This is a genomic window from Methanosarcina barkeri MS (genome assembly GCF_000970025.1).
In the GTDB taxonomy this organism is placed as follows: domain Archaea; phylum Halobacteriota; class Methanosarcinia; order Methanosarcinales; family Methanosarcinaceae; genus Methanosarcina; species Methanosarcina barkeri.
In genome coordinates, this window is the sequence record NZ_CP009528.1 from 1,092,011 (window position 1) to 1,109,748 (window position 17,738).

General features: G+C 39.8%; 16 protein-coding genes and 1 pseudogene. 10 read left to right on the plus strand and 7 right to left on the minus strand.

What is annotated here, in order from left to right:
• Positions 1-168: 168 nt before the first annotated feature.
• The 6 genes and pseudogenes from MSBRM_RS04470 to MSBRM_RS04505 form a co-directional block, all read right to left on the minus strand.
• Positions 169-792, minus strand: coding sequence for a hypothetical protein (locus MSBRM_RS04470; RefSeq protein ID WP_230669144.1), 624 nt, complete (start codon positions 790-792; stop codon positions 169-171).
• Positions 773-1,429 (minus strand): hypothetical protein, encoded by a 657-nt coding sequence (locus MSBRM_RS04475; RefSeq protein ID WP_052712698.1) that lies wholly within the window; start codon positions 1,427-1,429, stop codon positions 773-775. Before MSBRM_RS04475 ends, MSBRM_RS04470 begins: the two co-directional genes overlap by 20 nt.
• Before the next feature lie 20 nt (positions 1,430-1,449).
• Positions 1,450-1,752 (minus strand): hypothetical protein, encoded by a 303-nt coding sequence (locus tag MSBRM_RS18710; protein ID WP_054865174.1) that lies wholly within the window; start codon positions 1,750-1,752, stop codon positions 1,450-1,452.
• An 829-nt stretch (positions 1,753-2,581) separates the two neighbouring features.
• Positions 2,582-4,039, minus strand: a pseudogene (tnpC, locus tag MSBRM_RS04490) (IS66 family transposase).
• 410 nt (positions 4,040-4,449) lie between these two features.
• Positions 4,450-4,962, minus strand: a complete 513-nt coding sequence (locus tag MSBRM_RS04500; RefSeq protein ID WP_048154820.1) for a rhodanese-like domain-containing protein — start codon at positions 4,960-4,962, stop codon at positions 4,450-4,452.
• Positions 4,963-5,458: 496 nt separating this feature from the next.
• On the minus strand, positions 5,459-6,136 hold the full coding sequence (locus MSBRM_RS04505; protein ID WP_048154822.1) for a hypothetical protein: 678 nt from the start codon (positions 6,134-6,136) through the stop codon (positions 5,459-5,461).
• Between the two features lie 658 nt (positions 6,137-6,794).
• Between MSBRM_RS04505 and MSBRM_RS04510 the strand changes: the two genes are divergently transcribed.
• Positions 6,795-7,472 (plus strand): YczE/YyaS/YitT family protein, encoded by a 678-nt coding sequence (locus tag MSBRM_RS04510; protein WP_176722100.1) that lies wholly within the window; start codon positions 6,795-6,797, stop codon positions 7,470-7,472.
• Between the two features lie 985 nt (positions 7,473-8,457).
• Positions 8,458-8,778, plus strand: coding sequence for a zinc-ribbon domain-containing protein (locus MSBRM_RS04515; protein WP_011308363.1), 321 nt, complete (start codon positions 8,458-8,460; stop codon positions 8,776-8,778).
• Positions 8,779-8,964: 186 nt separating this feature from the next.
• On the opposite strand, the gene hisS is transcribed toward MSBRM_RS04515, so the two are convergent.
• Positions 8,965-10,194, minus strand: coding sequence for a histidine--tRNA ligase (gene hisS, locus MSBRM_RS04520; RefSeq protein WP_048119514.1), 1,230 nt, complete (start codon positions 10,192-10,194; stop codon positions 8,965-8,967).
• Positions 10,195-10,581: 387 nt separating this feature from the next.
• Between hisS and cobD the strand changes: the two genes are divergently transcribed.
• From cobD to MSBRM_RS04560, 8 genes are all read left to right on the plus strand, one after another.
• Positions 10,582-12,072, plus strand: a complete 1,491-nt coding sequence (cobD, locus tag MSBRM_RS04525; RefSeq protein ID WP_048119511.1) for a threonine-phosphate decarboxylase CobD — start codon at positions 10,582-10,584, stop codon at positions 12,070-12,072.
• Positions 12,069-13,055 carry a cobalamin biosynthesis protein gene (locus MSBRM_RS04530; protein ID WP_048119509.1) on the plus strand — a complete coding sequence of 329 codons (987 nt, stop codon included), beginning with the start codon at positions 12,069-12,071 and terminating at the stop codon, positions 13,053-13,055. The genes cobD and MSBRM_RS04530 overlap by 4 nt, the downstream gene beginning before the upstream one ends.
• Positions 13,056-13,219: 164 nt before the next feature.
• Entirely contained in the window at positions 13,220-13,762 is a 543-nt protein-coding gene (gene cobZ, locus MSBRM_RS04535; protein WP_048119507.1) for an alpha-ribazole phosphatase CobZ, read from the plus strand.
• Between the two features lie 51 nt (positions 13,763-13,813).
• Positions 13,814-14,656: an adenosylcobinamide-GDP ribazoletransferase gene (cobS, locus tag MSBRM_RS04540; protein WP_048119505.1), complete on the plus strand. Its 843-nt coding sequence runs from the start codon at positions 13,814-13,816 to the stop codon at positions 14,654-14,656.
• A complete protein-coding gene (locus tag MSBRM_RS04545) occupies positions 14,641-15,252 on the plus strand; it encodes an NTP transferase domain-containing protein (RefSeq protein ID WP_048154824.1) in 612 nt (203 codons plus the stop codon). The genes cobS and MSBRM_RS04545 overlap by 16 nt, the downstream gene beginning before the upstream one ends.
• Before the next feature lie 42 nt (positions 15,253-15,294).
• Entirely contained in the window at positions 15,295-16,005 is a 711-nt protein-coding gene (locus tag MSBRM_RS04550) for an ABC transporter ATP-binding protein (protein WP_230629255.1), read from the plus strand.
• A 3-nt stretch (positions 16,006-16,008) separates the two neighbouring features.
• Positions 16,009-16,971, plus strand: coding sequence for a SufB/SufD family protein (locus MSBRM_RS04555; RefSeq protein ID WP_048119501.1), 963 nt, complete (start codon positions 16,009-16,011; stop codon positions 16,969-16,971).
• Positions 16,972-17,273: 302 nt separating this feature from the next.
• Positions 17,274-17,660, plus strand: a complete 387-nt coding sequence (locus tag MSBRM_RS04560) for a hypothetical protein (protein ID WP_329957105.1) — start codon at positions 17,274-17,276, stop codon at positions 17,658-17,660.
• Positions 17,661-17,738: the final 78 nt, after the last annotated feature.

Sequence of the window (17,738 nt, forward strand, 5' to 3'; positions counted from 1 at the left end):
TTCTAATTTCCATCTTCCACCCAGTTTTTTGAGTTTTCACGCGGTTTTTCGAACTTTCATGTGATTCTTCAACTTCCAATTAACTTTTCAAAATTTTATCTGGCTCTTTAATTTCTATGCGATTTCTCTAACTTCTATCCAGCTTTTCTCCTTTACTGCCTCTCTTTTTCAGTTCCATTTTGTCTTATAAATCACCACAGTAAGGATCCCAGGGATCGATTCGGCAGGATTCAGTTCAATAACAACGGGCACAGAGGCTGCAACTTTTTCCAGGTCGTCGGCAAAAGCATCAATCTCGACATTGTCCGGTTTGATCTGCCAGTGCCACTGACCGTCTCCTGTTCGGACTTCAACCAGAAACTGGTAATTCCCGGAAAAAGCTGCAAAAATCTTTGCTCTTTCATTAGCCCCATTCGGGCCCGAAAGTGTGTCAAGGGAAGCTGCCGAAAGTAAGCCTGAGCTTTCTGCTCCCAGAACAGGGTCATCTGCCAGGTTTTCGGCAATGAGAGACGCGGTCTCGTAATTTTCAAGAGCAAATGAACGGTCTTCGTATCCAAGGTAGGTCTGTGACATCAGAGCTGCGAAAACCATAAAACCTATCACTGCAAGGGCTACGGAGAGTAGATCGGTATGAGGTTCAAGCACCCCATGTTCGTCCCTGAGCATTAACGCACACGTTTTTTTTGCAGGTTTTAATGTATCCTTGAGCCGAGCTGTAGCTGTGAGCCGCTTTTTGAGTAGATCTTCGAGCAGATCACCAATAAACAGGAAGTTATTGGTAAACAAGGACACAGCCAAAAGTAGATACCTCCTCTTCATCCTTCACATAAATGAATTCTTTCTTTAATGAGATATTTTCACCTGGGCTCAAGACTGCTTCTTCGGTTCCCAATATCTGGAGGAAAGCCACAATTTTAGAATAATCGGTTGTAATAGGAGTTTCCTCGTTGCCTGGAGCTCCAAATTCCTCACTGAGTTTTTCGTGCAGGGTAGATCCGTTAAGAGGCAAAACCCTGAAGGCAAAGGGTTTTACAGCCCTGAAACTCCTTTCTCCGGATTCGGCTTCCAGACAGACATATTCGCCAGAAACCCGAACCTTTATATCTCCCGCAAAAGGCAAATCCCTGAAAATTTCCTGTTCACTGAAACAATAGGAAGATTCGCGAAATTCATCCTGAGATTCTCCCTGAAAATCCGAATCTGCTCCCTCTTGGAAATTAGCTGATTCTGAATTGCCCGATCCGACTTCATCTACTGCAGTTTTAAAGTCCATAGCCAGAAAATCAAGCTTTTCCCGGGTTTCAAGATCCTTGAAACTGGCAACCAGATTAAAGAGTGCCGCAAAAAGGATAACGCTTGCAAGAATTAGAGCCGCCTTTGAAATCAAGAAATCGGCCCATGCAGAGTCATCGCAAGCAAAATTCCTCACAGCAGATCTTCTCCTATATATCAAATTTTATTAAGAGTGCCATTCTCGGAAATAATCACGAATAGCCTTTCGGACATTGGTTCGAGCTTTGTTGAGAGCAGGAGCCTGTGCCTGCCAGAACCAAGAAATACGGGTCCGTTAAGTTCAGGGTTTGAGAAAGAGGCATCCGAATAATAGAAAGTGCTTTTCTCTCCTGTATGGACGCAGTAATTGTTCGCATCCGCAGGCCATTTGACCTGCCTGTCAGGAAGCGCACCGAAATCCACGCTTACGCCTTCAGGCAACCTTATCTCCAGAGAAACTTCACTTCCTTCCCCACGCAAGGAGAGCTGTTCGGCAGCAGCCGTAAGCCTTGAGATTTCGTCCAGAGCTGCTTTTTCCTTTGCTTCGTCCAGAAAATCATAGAGATAAACGAAGGAAATAAGTAAAATTACAGCAAAAAGGATACCTGAAACCGTGAGTCTGAAAGGAAGTGAAATAACTGCAGATTCGTCAGTTTTAATCGGATCGACTAATTCTGGAGCTTTGTTAGCCGCAACCTTTCTTGAAAAGCAATCTTGACCAAAGAAGTCTGTTTGAACCTTAGCCGTAAACTGCCCCCTCCATTTCTTAAAAAGAAAGCTTGACCAAAGATGTCTATTGCAGCATATAGCTGTAAACCAACCTTTCTTAAAAAGAAAGCTTGACCAAAGAAGTCTATTACAGCCATATAGCTAAAGTATATCCTAATCCGAACTCCTTTGGAAATTAGGAATTCTGTTAATAATGAACTTAGTCAAGCACAGTATAAAAAATTTGTTGCCTTTTGATAGTTGACAAATAGGAACTACTGAGACTGCAGAAATCAATTCCTGTTGCTTTAAAATGGCTCTATTTTTAAATGAAAACAACTGGATTTTTTGACCCGAAAACTGATAACCTGACCAAAGAAGTAAAATATAATAAGAAGAATTCTGATTTATCTGGTATTTATCACAGAGATGGGTGATGGAACGAACAGCAACGTCGGTAGAAGCCCAAATCTGTGACAAATAAATTATTTTACACAGTCAAACTTAAAAAATCCTTCGGTTAACAAAACTTTATATAATTAATATGTAACTATTCAGCCACTTATAAAAAAGTATGTTTTGGAGCAAAATGCTTCAATTCTCAGGCTAATAACGGCGCTCCCTTGAGCGCCGTTAGAATAGCATCCATAACATTCATTTCATTCTTTTTAATTGATGATATGTATGCCCTAATTCTGCAGAAAGCTACCGCTCCTTCTATACTTCGGAAAGTTCCCGAAATTTTCTGTTGTAGCTTCATCATTCTGATATCCCGCTCTGCTTGATTGTTATCAAACGCAACTCTCAGGTTATTAAGAAATTTCTTAATCTGTTCCTTGTGTACTATGAACCTATCAAGGAGATTCTTTGCTTTTGTTTGTGCTGTTCTTCCTCTCTTTTTGACCTGATCCTTTGAAGGATCAGGTGGTGGATTTTCTATAATTCCTTCTTGTATTATTGCGTCGTATATTTGCTCAAATTCTCGGACTTTTTCAGGATCTATTGGAATTTCCATCTCTCTACATTCATCAGTATACTTCTTCATCTCACTGAGAAGTTCATTTATCTTTTTAGCCCATTGCTGCTCAAAACTCTCTTCAATCCCAGTAAGTTCCCGCTTAAGATGAGCATTGCACAGGGCATGTTCACATCCATACTTGTTGTATGAAGAATATCCATCATGAACTGCTACTCCCTTGTATTGCGGAAGAAATCCCAGAGCATCCATTGCTTCTGTCCCTCTTTTAGGATGAGGAAAATAATATGTCCACAAATTGTTTGAGACAACATGAAGCCACCATTTAGTCCCCAAAACTCTCATTCCTGTCTCATCACAATGGGCAGAATGGGAAGTTAATAGATGTTCCATAGCAGCTTTTTCGAAAGGTTCCAGGTTCTGGAAACATTCTTTTTCCGCTCTTCTTATGGTAGCTGGGCTGATACGTATACCGTAGAAGTCCTCTACTAAATCACAAGTCCTTTCATATGGAAGCAATTGATAGTTCCTCAAATACAGCATCGAGGCTAAAAGACGAGGCCCATATTGAATCGGGAATTTTATAGACTCTGGAAAAGAACCTTTGTTAACTTTCCCGCAGTGAGGACACTTCTTGATTTCACAACGATGTTCAGTATATATGATTTGCACAGGAGGAATTTCAATTTCTTGTCTGCGTTCATAATCCTGAACTTCAGTATTTTCAAGATGATGACCACAATTTTCGCAGCAGTCAGGAGAATGGCATATGATCTAATCAGGATTTTCAACCATTTCAAGAGTCTTTCCAGGATGACCTTTTTGGCCACCAACTTTTTTGCCGCTACTCTTGCGGAGACCCTTAGGTTTAGGTTTTTCGTTACAAAAAACATCAGTAGAAGGAGGTTTACTGCTATTTTGGCTGTTTTGATTCAAACGAGACTCTAAAACCCTTACACGTTCTTCAAGTTCAGCAATCCGAGAATCTTGTTTCTCTATGATAGACTCAAGTCTCTGGATGACAGAAATAACTGCTTCAGGACCAGCTTCATAAATTTCAAGGATCTCTTCACGTGTAAGCATGATATTGAAAAAAGAAGGTTATTTTATATGCAATTTTTCCTCTTTCCGAGGAAAAATTGCTTTTACCAAAGCTATGGCTGAATAGTTACATTAATATTTAAATTCGAGTCTAATTTTTTAATGCCGTTTGGCTATTCTATTATTTTTAATTGTAAATAAAAAAGGTATCTGTTTTATCCTGAAATTCTTTCATATGTTGACATCTAGACAGTTGAAGATTTATCATTACTCAGTTTTTACTTCAACTGTATTAGTCCAAAGTATAAAATTCAGGCTCTGTAGAAATCCTATGTTAATAACTGAGTTCTAACTTTGTACCTCTGGTTCTTTGTACCTCTGGTTATAAGTATTTGGAAATTTCTAAATCACAGGATTTCTACAAAAGCTGAGAATATGCCTACGTCATTTCCTTACACATAATGTGGATAATTAGCTGACCATGTTGCAGAATCAGTTACAACTACAACTGGACATCCGGCATTTACCCATGCTGTGAGACCGCCTTGAATATTATATACATTCTTGTAACCGGCATCTGCTATCATTTGACTTGCGGCGCTACCCCGTTTCCCGGTATAGCAATAAACAACGATTTTTGTGTTTTTGTTTTTTGGCAGTTCATTCATCCGGTTAGGCAGTAACTGGTCTTCTGACAAATTAACAGGATCATGTGATGGCACATTTTTTAGTGGTATTAATGTTGCACCTTCAATATGAGAATAGCTATACTCTACAGGCGTACGAACGTCCAGAAGGAATACTCCCTTATCTTCGAGTATGCTTTTAGCCTGACAAGCCGTAACATTCTCATATCCACCTGTGACAGTACAACTAAGCTTAGGTGCTGCTCCTGCAATGCCCGGAGCAATTATGAGAAGCGCGATGAGAATTGCAGCAAAACCTGATAAGTATTGTTTATTCAAGCCTATTCCTCCACTAATACAATTTTTATTTTTTCTTTAAGCTCTAGGGAAAATATAAGGCCTTAAAACATTTTGAAACAACACGTTGTATAACGTTTTATTTCTTAAAATACCGCCAAATTTAGATCTTCCTTAAAAATACTTTTTATCTTATACAAAATTCAATTTTATTTTTTAAAAATTGTAAAATCCACTGAGTGGACGAGTAACAGTCTTTCGTAAACGTTTTTAAAACCTTCTATTACTAAGTAAAAGAAGATTATAACTGGAAATTGCCTTCATGATATTAAATGGTTTGGTTTACGGTCCAGCGAGCAAGAACTTACACAGTAAAAGATATTACCCTTTAAAAAATCAGTTTTGAATGAATCTTAAACTTTAAAGGTTTATAAACTTCAATGAGAATCCAATTTCAGTTAATACCGAAAAAAAATGACTATAATACTTTGAAATATTTTAAAAAGAATGATACGACTTAATTTTTGCAAAAATACCCTTATAACCAGGGAAGTAACGAATCGTTCTTCTCTTTTTTATCCTCTGCCCTTAAACCATCAATCTTTCCTTCTTCATTAGACATGTAATAAGATTTTGCAATTAGCTTTTTCAGAGCCGGTGTTTCTTCAGTGAGGTTCGTTGTATCCATGATCCCGTAGTAAGCTATGAAATAATCTTCTCTTCCTTTAAGGAAAGGTCTCTCGTACACTAGAAAATATCCCGAAGTCTCAGGGCTTTCATACTCTGTTGTGTTAAATGAGTGAGGCCCAAAAGTTTCGCTATAAGAAATTTTAGCTTCACGCCTGCGAATTACTTCCTTAAGTTCTGCACTAATATTTAACTTCTGTTGGGACAAATTGCCGTCTTCTTCTAGATAACGATAAAGGATATCTTCCCCTTTTAAAAATTCAGATTCATCGTCAAAATACCAGACGTTTATGAATTTTCCACCAGAATATTTTCCTGCATTACAGTAAGGGGAAATCTGCGGAAAAAATGACGTACAGTTATGCACATTTCCTTTCCAGGCTCCAGGTATGTACCATTTAGGCATTGATTCTGAAGGGGGCAGCCCTGGTCCGATTGAAATAACATCGAGAATAAACCATGTTCCAATAGTAGCAATTATTAAAAAGACTAAAAGGGCTATTTTCTTATTCACTTTCTTGTAGAACATTTGCCTGCCCCAATTCAATGAAACATAAATGTGGTTAAATTATAATCTGGATCGTTCTCATAAAAATTTGTCCCCTTACTATAAAGAATTTACTTCCATATATTATGCAGAAACTAATATTTAAGTTCGAGACTAACTTTCTATTTACTTGTTTCGTGAATAAATTAAGAATTATTGTATTATTGAAATCAAATTATTACTAAATTTTTTAATTTAAGTTTAAAACTATTCAGATTTACAAATTATACCTTAAATCTTGCAAATCTTCCATGTAATAATTTCTATGTTTTTAGGCTTGTTTCACCCGCATAAAAGCAAAAAGAGATTGAGTTAACATGGTATAGAACGTATAATTCTATATTTTTTGATCTACGAAGTTGAAGATTTTTATATTTCACCTGTAAGCTTTGAGGAGAGGGAATTTTGTTCTTGCCTTTTTAGGTAAAAGAATACTGGATTACTACAAACATATATAAACAACAAGGAATAGCTACAGGAAACATAGCACAAACTTTGGCTTTGTAGAGATCCTCAGAAACAACTAATTTCTGTGAATTTGAGCGAATAAGATGATTATTTTACTTATTTGTTTTTCAGCCTATTGAAGTTAATTTTGATAAGTTTTCTACAAAACCCAAATTTTGAAAAACGGGGCTTAATGCCTATTTTTGGGAGAACATCAGAGTTGGTAAACTTTAAACTGCTTAAAAGATATTTTGTTTTAGTAGCCGGATTGTTTTTTATGGGATTAGGAGTAGACCTAATCACAAAATCAAACTTGGGGACGTCTCCAATTGCAAGTGTCTCATATGTACTTAGTTTGATATTTCCTCTTACATTTGGAGTAACCACTTTTTTAGTAAGCTTCCTGTTCATACTTATTCAAATATTGATACTAAAAACAGATTTTCCAAAGGAGCAATATCTTCAGGTACTGGTAGGTCCGATTTTTGGTTTCTTCATAGATTTTGGAATGAAAATATTCGCTTTCGTAGATTCAAAATTTTATTCTCAAGAAATCATTCTTCTACTGCTTGGTTGCATTCTTCTTGCTTTAGGAATACGTTTAGAAGTTATTGCCAATGTAATTATAAATCCTGGTGAAGGTCTGGTGAAAACAATTGCTAATAAAACGAAAAAAGAGTTCGGGAATATAAAAATTATGTTCGACTGTACACTGGTTCTAACTGCAGTTGTCATTTCACTTTTTGCTTTTAGAGGTATAAATGGATTGGGAGAAGGAACAGTCATTTCCGCTATACTTGTAGGACACATTACAAAAGTAATTAGTACCGTTTTTAAAGATTTTAATGTTGGAAAGTTACTTGTTAATTAAAAATATAAAGGTGAAATCTTGACCCAATCCATTTTGTTGGTCGTGCATTAGTAGGTGGTTAATATTTTGTGTTTGATTATTTTTGCTCGTTGAGTTTGTTTTCTAGGCTTATCTGCTTAAGGTAATTGAGTGTACATAAAGCAGAAAATGAGAGCGAAAAGCGAATGTGTGAGTACTCTAGTGTCGAGTCAAACATAAAATGTCGTATAAAACCTGTGTTTGATAGTTTGATTTTTATGTGGGAAGATTGTTTTCATATCCGTTGGAATGATAAGTAATATTATTTCAACAAATTTTTGTTCATTTTTTACGATTCTATTTGACAGATTATTTTCTATCTCTTGATGGCCATTTGTATGATTTTTGACCAAATTTTTGGTATAGAATTTGACAGATAGCATGAATCTCAGATAAAATATAGATACTATCCAAAAAGTCAGGTCCAAAAGTGCTAAAATGAAATAAAAATCTCTACTAACTTGCCTTATAGTGATTATGATACTGGAAAATCAGAGGCAATTTGACAACGTTTATGAATATTGTCAATTGATTTTTGACAAAAAAGTGAAGCCTCTCACTAAATTTAATTTATACTGTCAAACTAAGGATAAAATTGATTGCAATTATTTGGGATCATTGAATCCTTGATGATTGATTCGACACTAGTGCTTCGATCCCAAAAATCGATTCCTTATTTCCCGGAAAAATCCTATCTTCGGATCTATTCTAAAGCCAAGTTTTATGAACCTATTTCAGAATCGCAGTACTAAGACCCCTTCACAGAACAACCTATGCATATTCCTGATCGGACTTTATGATTTTCACTATCATGGTCGTCAGTCAAAGTTACAATAAATTATAAGTTGCATAGGTTATTTCGTTGCGGACACTAAAAGTGTGTTTATAAATATAATATAAGTGCAAATAACAAAATATAAAAACTTTAATATGTCTTGTACGAAATAGAACCTGGTGAATATACGAAATGGCTGGAAATGCATTTTGCCGTGCTTGTGGTGCTGAGATATTAGACGAAACTGAGATATGTCCCAAATGTGGAGTCAGACAAAAACCAGCTCAAGTTAAGAATCCGGGATTAGCTGCTGTAGCTTCGTTTTTTTGGGTTGGATTAGGTCAAATATACAATGGACAAATAGGAAAAGGGCTATTATTTATGGTTATTGAAGGTATTAATATATTATTACTTTTTGTTGTCATCGGATTTATAACACTTCCTATATTCTGGGCATATGCTATTTATGATGCTTATAAAACAGCAGAGAAAATCAATAATAATACTGTTTAATTATGCAGGCCGTCTCAAAACTATATTTGATTCTACAATTGGATAAATTACTTCATTATGAGATTAACTCATATTTGAATTCGGAATGATTTTCTATCTGAATTTAAGTAAAAATATCGAGTATCCAACTGGAATAAATTAGCAAAGTTTTGAGACAGCCTCAAAAGAGCTGTCTTATCCCGTTTCTTAACAAACTTCCTCAATAATCTCTTCCAGCGTCAGAAGTTCCTGTTCTCCTGAAACCATATCTCTCAGAGTCAGTTTTCCGATTTCAAGTTCTTTTTCCCCGACTATAACCACGTAATCGGCGTTGATGGTATTTGCATAAGAAAGCTGGGCTTTGAAATTACGCTGCATGAGGTCTACATGGACCGGCACGTACTTCCTTAATTCATTTGCAAAACCTATTGCTTTCAGGTGAAGATCGGGTTTCGAGATCAGCATAAGGGTTTTAGGGGCAGGCGGGGTCAGAGGGCAGATTTCCATAATCCGGTCAAAACCTATTCCGAAGCCAGTTGAAGGCACATCTCCGCCTCCGAAAAGCTTGATAAGCTGGTAAGAACCTCCACCGCAGACCTGTTTCTGAGCTCCGAGCCCCTCGGCATAGACCTCAAAAACCATGCCTGTATAGTAGTCAAGTCCGCGTGCAATCCCGAAGTCAAGGGAGTAATCGACTCCGTATGCGTCAAGAAGCTTAAGGGTCTTTTCAAAGTTTACAAGCTCAGGGATATTTCCTACGATTTTTATTACTTCTGGAAGGATATGCTTGCCTTCCAGTTTTATCAGGTGGAAAAGGTCGGACTTGAGCTGTTCTTCGGCTCCTATTTCTTCAAGCAGGGCTTCAAGGCCTGCATACTCTTTCTTGTCTACAAGCCGCATAACTTTGCTCACAATTTCGGGTTCAAGCCCGCTCAAGAGCGTACGTATGACTGCAAGGTTTCCGAGCTTCATGTCGCCCTTCACTCCGGCGGCTTTTAACATGGCAGCGGCAAGGGCAATAACCTCGGCATCGGAATCGGGTTTTCCGCTTCCTATAAGTTCAACCCCGAACTGCCAGAACTCCCTGAAACGGCCTTTCTGGGGACGCTCATAGCGGAAACAGTTTTCGAAGTAGAACAATTTTAAAGGCTTCGGGAAAGGCTGAAGTTCGTTTATATACAGGCGCATGACAGGAGCAGTAAGCTCAGGCCTGAGGGTCATTTCCCTGCCTCCTTTGTCCGTAAAGTTGTAGAGTTCCCCTATGACTCCTTCCCCTGACTTCAGGGTGAAAAGGTCCAGATGTTCAAACGTGGGCGTAATGATTTCACTGTATCCCCATTTACGGGCAACATCTCGCATAACATTTTCCACGTATCTTCTCCGGGCAGTATCGGCAGGTAAAAAGTCCCGGGTCCCTCTTGGTCTATTAACTGTCATTCTTAAATGCACCTGATAATCAAATTAAAACAATTATTTTAAGTTTAATTTAGAATTTTTACTTCAAGGTATAATTTTACTTCAAGGTATAATTTTACTTTAAGGTATAATTTTACTTCAAGGTATATTTTGGAGCTTTTTAGCGCCTCTGGACTGTACTAGTTAAAAGCAATCTATTTTACTTTTTCGATGCTATCTGAAGCTACCAAAAAATGACAGCTTAAATCTAACATTAATATATTTATCCTGTAAAATAAAGTAGACTGGATTCCAAATGAATATTTTTTCGCAATCAAACAATTGTAAAGCAAATAAAGGCAAGCTTACGTTGAATAATATAATAAGCAGATTAATATACATGATTCACACTAAATATTTGCGATTACCGTGTCCGAGCAAAGAAGTGTACCTTTAAGGAAACATCTACTGGACCTGAAGCCCTGCAGGCATGGAGGGTTAGTTCAGGAAACATCTGAAACTTATGGGATTCCTGAAAGTGAAATTCTTGACTTCAGTGCAAACTTTAATCCTCTGGGAAACCCTTTTGAGCATCCGGAAAGCGGATTGAACTTTGATGAGATTCTTAATACTGGTTTTAAGAAACTTGCCGAATATCCTGACAACAGGTATCCTGAGTTTCGAGAAGCTGCTGCAAAGTTCGTAGGGCTTGGAGTCAGCCCAAAGAATATTATTCCGGGTAACGGTTCAACGGAAATTATAAGGCTTATAGTGGAATGCGTAGTTGAAAAAGGAGATACTGTCCTTCTACCCTGGCCCACTTTCGGAGAATACGAAATGCAGTGCCGGATTATGGGCGCAGAACTGCAATACCCAAGCCAGGACGAAGTCGAAACACTTCCTGACGAGCTTCTGGAAAAAGCAAAAATCCTGTTCATCTGTAACCCCAATAACCCGACTGGGAAACTCCGTACCCGAAAAGAAATCAAAGCTCTTGCGGAACGTTGTACACAGCACAAAACACTTCTTTTCGTGGACGAAGCTTTTATCGAGCTTTCAGATCCTTCACAGAGTGTTGCAGATCTTGCAGTAAACAATAATTACGTTTTTGTCATGCGTTCCCTTACAAAGGACTTTGCAATCCCGGGAATCCGGATGGGCTTCGGGATAGCTTCCCCTGAGGTAGCTGAAATTCTGGATACTGCCAGACTTTCCTGGAACCTCGGAACCGTCGCAGACGCTGTAGCAACTTCCCTTCTTAATATTGAAGGCGGGATTGAAAACCCGTACCTGAAAAAAGCGAGGGATATGATCAGGGAAGAAGGAGAGGTTTTTAAAGCTAAACTCGATAGGATAAGGGGTTTTAAAGCCGGAGAGGTGAATGTAAACTTTATCTTGGTTGATATCAGTAAATTCATGCTTGATTCAACGGAATTAACTGCACGTCTGGCAGCTCGCGGAGTCCTCATAAGGGACTGTTCTTCCCTTCACGGTCTTGGAAAGAATTACATAAGGCTTGCAGTCCGGACTTTCGAAGAAAACGACCGGCTAATTGCTGCAATAGGGGATATAATTACCGAGTGGGGTAGAGAACAGGCAAAACAAGAACTGCAGAATGTGATTGAAAAGGCTTCTGAAGAAGGCATTGGAGGCAGGAAAACCTGTGAATACTATCCCTGCCACTTTGAAGGCCAGAACTGTACCTTCTGCTTCTGTCCGTTCTATCCCTGTGAGGACGAGCGCACAGGAGGAAAATGGATCCAGAGCTCAAGAGGCGGAAAAATCTGGAGCTGTGTTGACTGCCATCTGGTTCACAAGACAGAAACTGCGCAGAAAATCCTTGACTGTCTTATGCAGGAAGGAGATACAGATGAACTCGTGAAAGTTGCCTGGAAGAAAGTGATGGAGCCTATTCTATGATTGTACCAGACAGCGGGCATCTTGCTCTGGTACTTTTGCTTGCAGCCGCCATAGACATACTTTTCGGGGAGCCGCCTGCTGCCGTACACCCTGTCGTGTGGATAGGAAAACTAATCAATGTTTTAATAAATGCGGCTCCTCAGACTCACAGGAAAGCCTACGGAGTTGCAATGGCTCTCTGCTGTGTCTTTTTCGCAGCTCTGCTGGGTTACTCCGTGCTTTACATTTCATCCATTCCAGGAATTCCCAGGGTGCTTGCTCTTCTTATAGAGGCATATTTCCTGAAAGCTACCTTTGCTGTCAACTGCCTGCTCGGCCCTGCAAAGGAGATTTATGGGCATCTCGAAGCAAACAGGCTTGATAAAGTCCGGGAACTGCTCCCAATATATGTAAGCCGTAACACTTCAAAACTTACCAGAACCCAGATGTCTTCCGCAGTTATCGAATCCGTATCCGAAAACTATGTTGACGGCGTCTTGAGCCCCATTTTTTATTATACCGTCTTTGGGAAACTCGGACTTGTGGCGGCATATGCATTTAAAGCCATAAGTACTCTGGACTCAATGGTTGGGTACAAAACCGAACCTTACAGGGAACTTGGATACTTTTCAGCGAAATCCGATGACGTATTGAACTGGATCCCTGCCCGCATCTCTGTTCTATTCATTCTTGCGGCAGCCTTTATATTGAGTCTGCTCCCAAAAAAACAGGGAAAATTTTCCCCCATTAACAGTATCAAGAGTGCTCTTGAAGACGGAATGAAAACTCCGTCCCCCAATTCCGGCTATCCCATGGCAGCTACTGCAGGAGCGCTCGGAGTCAAACTTGAAAAACCCGATACTTATATACTTGGGGCTTTATATCCCCCAACCGAAGTAAAAGATATAAAAAGGGTATCCCAATTAATAGCAGTTGCTTCAGGCTTCTTGCTTGTTGCCTGTGCGGCAGTAATTCATTTAGCAGGGATATACCTGTATCCGTGATCCTTCCTTCGCTGATCCAATTGTATAAATGATTTGAATTTTAAGACAGCCTCTGAGATAATCTGAATCCTTTTTGAAACATGGGTTCTGAGAATAAACAGTGTATATCATTAAAGATTTTCAAAAGTAATAAAACCATTTTTTAATAACCCTGAAGTGATCATATGAAGTTATCCGATATTGAGGAAAGAGACCTGAAAAAAGGGCAGCCTGAGAACGTAGAAGAAAAAGCTACAGTCAACATCCTCGATGTCCTTGCTGAAGAAGGCATCAGTGTTCAGGACCTTGCTGATACGGCTCTGGAAATGTATGTTCCCCATCCAGGACTTGAGACCAGGGAGAAAGCCGACGCTTTATTTAAAAGGGAACTTAAGTATGCACTTTCGGACCCAAACCTCTGTCTTCTAATCTATTCCGGGATCTTGCTGGAGCGGGAAGGTAGGGCAGGAACCCTTCCGAACCTCAGCAAAAGTTCTTATGAAAAGGACCTTACTTTTATAATTGCAGACGAAGTGCTCGGCACAAGTATTGCAACCTATATCAGCGGTTCCAAGGGCGCTTTTGAGTTTGTAAGGTTTGACAAACAGAAGCCTGGAATCCTTGCAAAGCTCGGGCCTTTTATGGATGACGTTATCGGGGGCCTTATAGGAGGCGTGTCTTCCAATATGTATTCAAGAGGTATGGCAGAATTTGTAGGGACGGACTGAAAGACGGGACGGACTATAAGAAGGAAAGGATTGAAAAACAGGCGGTGCGCGATGAATTCATATTTGCTTGCTTTTAAATCTGGGTTTGGTTTCCTGTCCACTATTCCTGTGGGAATCAGCATGGAAGGAATCGACGAACTCATGAAAAAAATCTACTTTTATCCCGTTGTGGGGGCTATACTTGGGCTTCTCATAGGGGCAGTTGCATTCATGGGGCAGGTAATATTTCCTGGGCCTGTGCTTGCAGCCCTTCTAATGGGATTCATATATTACATTACAGGCTTTAATCACCTCGATGGAGTCACAGATATCGGGGACGGTTTTATGGCTCACGGGTCACTTGAGAAAAAAATCAAGGCCCTGAAAGACACGACCATCGGGACAGGAGGAGTGTCCTTCTGCATTCTCTTATTACTTACTCTGTACAGTTCGATAAGGGCAGTCCAGCAAGAAGGTTCCGCCGTTTTTGGGTCTAACCTTCCGGTTTTAATGTTTGAATCAATGTTTATTGCAGAGGTCAGTGCAAAACAGTCCATGTTAACTATTGCTGCCTTTGGAAAGCCCATACCTCCGCAGGAAAAACAGGCTTATCCTGGTCTGGGAGCCATGACTATAAAGGGAGCAACCAGAAATAATTTTCTGATTGGATTTGTGTTCGGGGCCATCGTTTGCCTTCTGCCTTTCGGGTGGATAGGACTGTTGCCTTATCTGGGATCCTGCCTGGTGGCTCTGGTGATTCTTAACCGAAGCTATGCCCATTTTGGGGGATTAAATGGCGACGGAATTGGTACTGCTAACGAAATTGGTCGGGTAACTGCACTCATTATTATCGCAGTTCTCCTGCAACTTTCATTGAACGGATATATGGGAGGTTTTAAATGGACGCTATTGTAATGGCAGGGGGGTTTGGACAGAGGCTTGGAATGGGTGAAAAGCCCTGTGTTGAATTACTTGGAAAACCACTTATAGCCTATGTGATAGATACCCTCAGGGCCGCAGAGAATATAAACAGGGTTTTCGTAGCGGTCTCACCTGTTACCCCAAAGACAGAAATTATGATTCAGGAGCGCTACAAAGGAAAAGTTCGTATAATCAGGACTTTTGGCGGAAACTATGTAGGGGATATGATCCACGCGGTCGAAACCGCAGAAACGGTTGGGCCTGTAATGATTATTATGTCAGACCTTCCCCTGATAAGCCCTGATCTTATCGATTATGTAATCGAAAAATATAAGGAAGAAGGAAAACCTGCGCTCTCTGTATATGTTCCTCTCAATATCTGCAAAGGAGCCGGAATCAGGCCAGATACGGTCTTTAACAAGGATGGAAAGTTGATAGTACCTGTCGGAATTAATATTCTGGACAGTTCTCAAATCCGAAACGAACAGGAAGACTTTAATCTGATACTTGATAATCCCAAACTAGCAATAAACGTAAATACTGTTAAGGATTTGCAGCACTGCAAGGATCTGCTGCAGGGCCAAGACTAAAAACTTATAGAGGTGTCATATATTCTATCTGTAAAAAACTTGGTGCTGAGCCGTGATGGAAAGAAAATCCTTAGAGGGGTCAATCTTGAGGTCGGCGACCGGGAAATTCACAGCATTATCGGTGCAAATGGTGCCGGAAAAAGTACCCTTGCCTATACCCTGATGGGACTCCAGGGTTATGAACACGAGGAAGGCAGCCTCATCTTTAATGGGGAAGACATTTCAAAACTTTCAATAACCGAACGTGCAAAAAAAGGCATTACCCTTGCCTGGCAGGAACCTGCTCGTTTTGAAGGGCTGAGAGTCAGGGACTATCTGGCAATCGGGGCAAAAGGCAACGGAGGCGTTACTGAAGAAGAGCTGAAAGAGGCCCTGAGGAAAGTCGATCTTAAACCTGAAAAATACCTGGATAGGGAAGTCGGAGAGGCGCTCAGTGGAGGTGAAAGGAAACGCATAGAACTTGCGTCCATAATTACAATGAAACCAAAGCTTGCTATTCTCGACGAACCCGATTCCGGAATTGATGTCGTTTCCTTAAAGGAAATCGTAAACCTGATCCAAACTTTTAAGGAAAATGGCTCCTCGGTACTTGTAATTACACACAGGAAGGAAATTGCAGCCGCTTCCGATAAAGCATCCCTGATGTGTGAAGGGGTTATCCTCAGGAGCGGAGACCCTCTGGAAATCAGTGAATTTTTCAAAAACAGGTGCATACCTTGCGACAGCAGGGTCTCACCACAAAAGGCGGCCTGAAAAATGACTCAGATAACTCTTAATACACTTTCCAGTGAAATTAAAGATATGGACGCAGCCTATTCGGCATCCGGTGGAGATGCTGCAGTCCTGCATAATCATGATCTTGCAAGCCTTGTGATAAGTGGAAATAAAGTGCTTAATGCAAATGGGATAGAAGGAATTGTGCTCGAACCCCAGGAGACTGAACATGGAGTGGACGTTAAACTGACCATTAGGAAAGGGTATAAAATTCCACATCCTGTCCACCTTTGCTTTGGGCTTATTCCTGAAGATGGGCTCCAGGAAATAAATATGAATTTTGTAGCCGAAGAAGACTCGGCTGTTGAACTCCTCGCTCACTGTACATTCCCTAATGCGGTAAAGATTATTCATAGAATGGAAGCTCAAATGCATGTCGGGAAGAATGCTTCATTAAAGTACACAGAAATTCACTTCCATGGGCCACATGGAGGAGCTCAGGTAATTCCGAAGGCTCATGTAAAGATAGAAGAAGGTGGCAGTTATTTCAATAATTTCTCCCTGATCTCGGGAAGAGTAGGAGTTCTCGAATTCGACTATGATGTGGATGCCGAAAAAGACTCTGTCTGTGAAATGATTACCAAGGTTTACGGGAAAAAAGATGACAAAATAAAAATTATGGAAAAAGTAGCTCTTAATGGGGAAAATGCCAGAAGTGTGATCAAAAGTCGACTGGCTATTACCGAAGATGCGGAGTCGGAGTTCAAGGGAATTACTGAAGGTCATGCACCAAGGTCCAGAGGACACGTGGACTGTTTGGAGGTTCTCCAGGGCAATGCAAAAGCCGAAGCTGTACCGATTATACGTGTTGATAATCCTCTGGCCAAGGTAACCCATGAGGCTGCAATTGGATGTGTGGATAAAAAAGAAGTCGAAACTCTCATGGCCCGCGGCCTTGAAGAAGACGATGCTATTGACACTATCGTAAAGGGAATGCTGGCCTGAAGCCTCTTATTCCCTTTTACAGGACATCAATTAAGTGTATCAGTAAGTAAATATAGAAAGTTAATCCCGAAAATTGATAAAGCCCTAATTTGACAGATTTTATTAATTAATACAGTATTTATTTACACAAAACACATCGCATTGGCATGTTACATTTAGGTAAAATGAAAAATGTCAATAAATCATAAGATGTGAGACAAAACATTGAATTGTATAAAGAAAACAGATGCATGAAGCCCATTTAGACATTATATAATATATGCTTCTGTCAAATTTGGGATAAAGGGGACCCGAAATTTAGTTTGAGTAAGAGGTGGGAAAGTATTATTGGCGAAATTATTATCCTTGAAAAAAAATATTCAGAAAAAAACCTGCAACTTATTACCGGAAAAAAAGATATATCCTCACATTATCAGGATATTCCTGAAGAGATGCTGCTTTTAAGTGAAGTTATAGAAGACCCCCTCAAACTCCCTTACCTGCTGGAAGCTTTCTATACCGCGCCGATTAAGAATGAAAAAGCATTTCACTTCGCGCTCGTAAGAGTCCAGGTTGACTCTGACCTCAGGATGCATGAGGATCTCCAGAAATACCAGCAAAGGAAGTATGTAGCCGAAACTCTGGAAAAGCTGCTCTATGGAGAGCTTATGCTCTCTGTCGGAGAAAACTCAGGAACTGAAAATGACTGATTGCATACATATTTTCTTATAATTCTTTAGTAAAAATCTTCTTTTTATATTTCCTGACTTTTATACTGAAATTTAAAA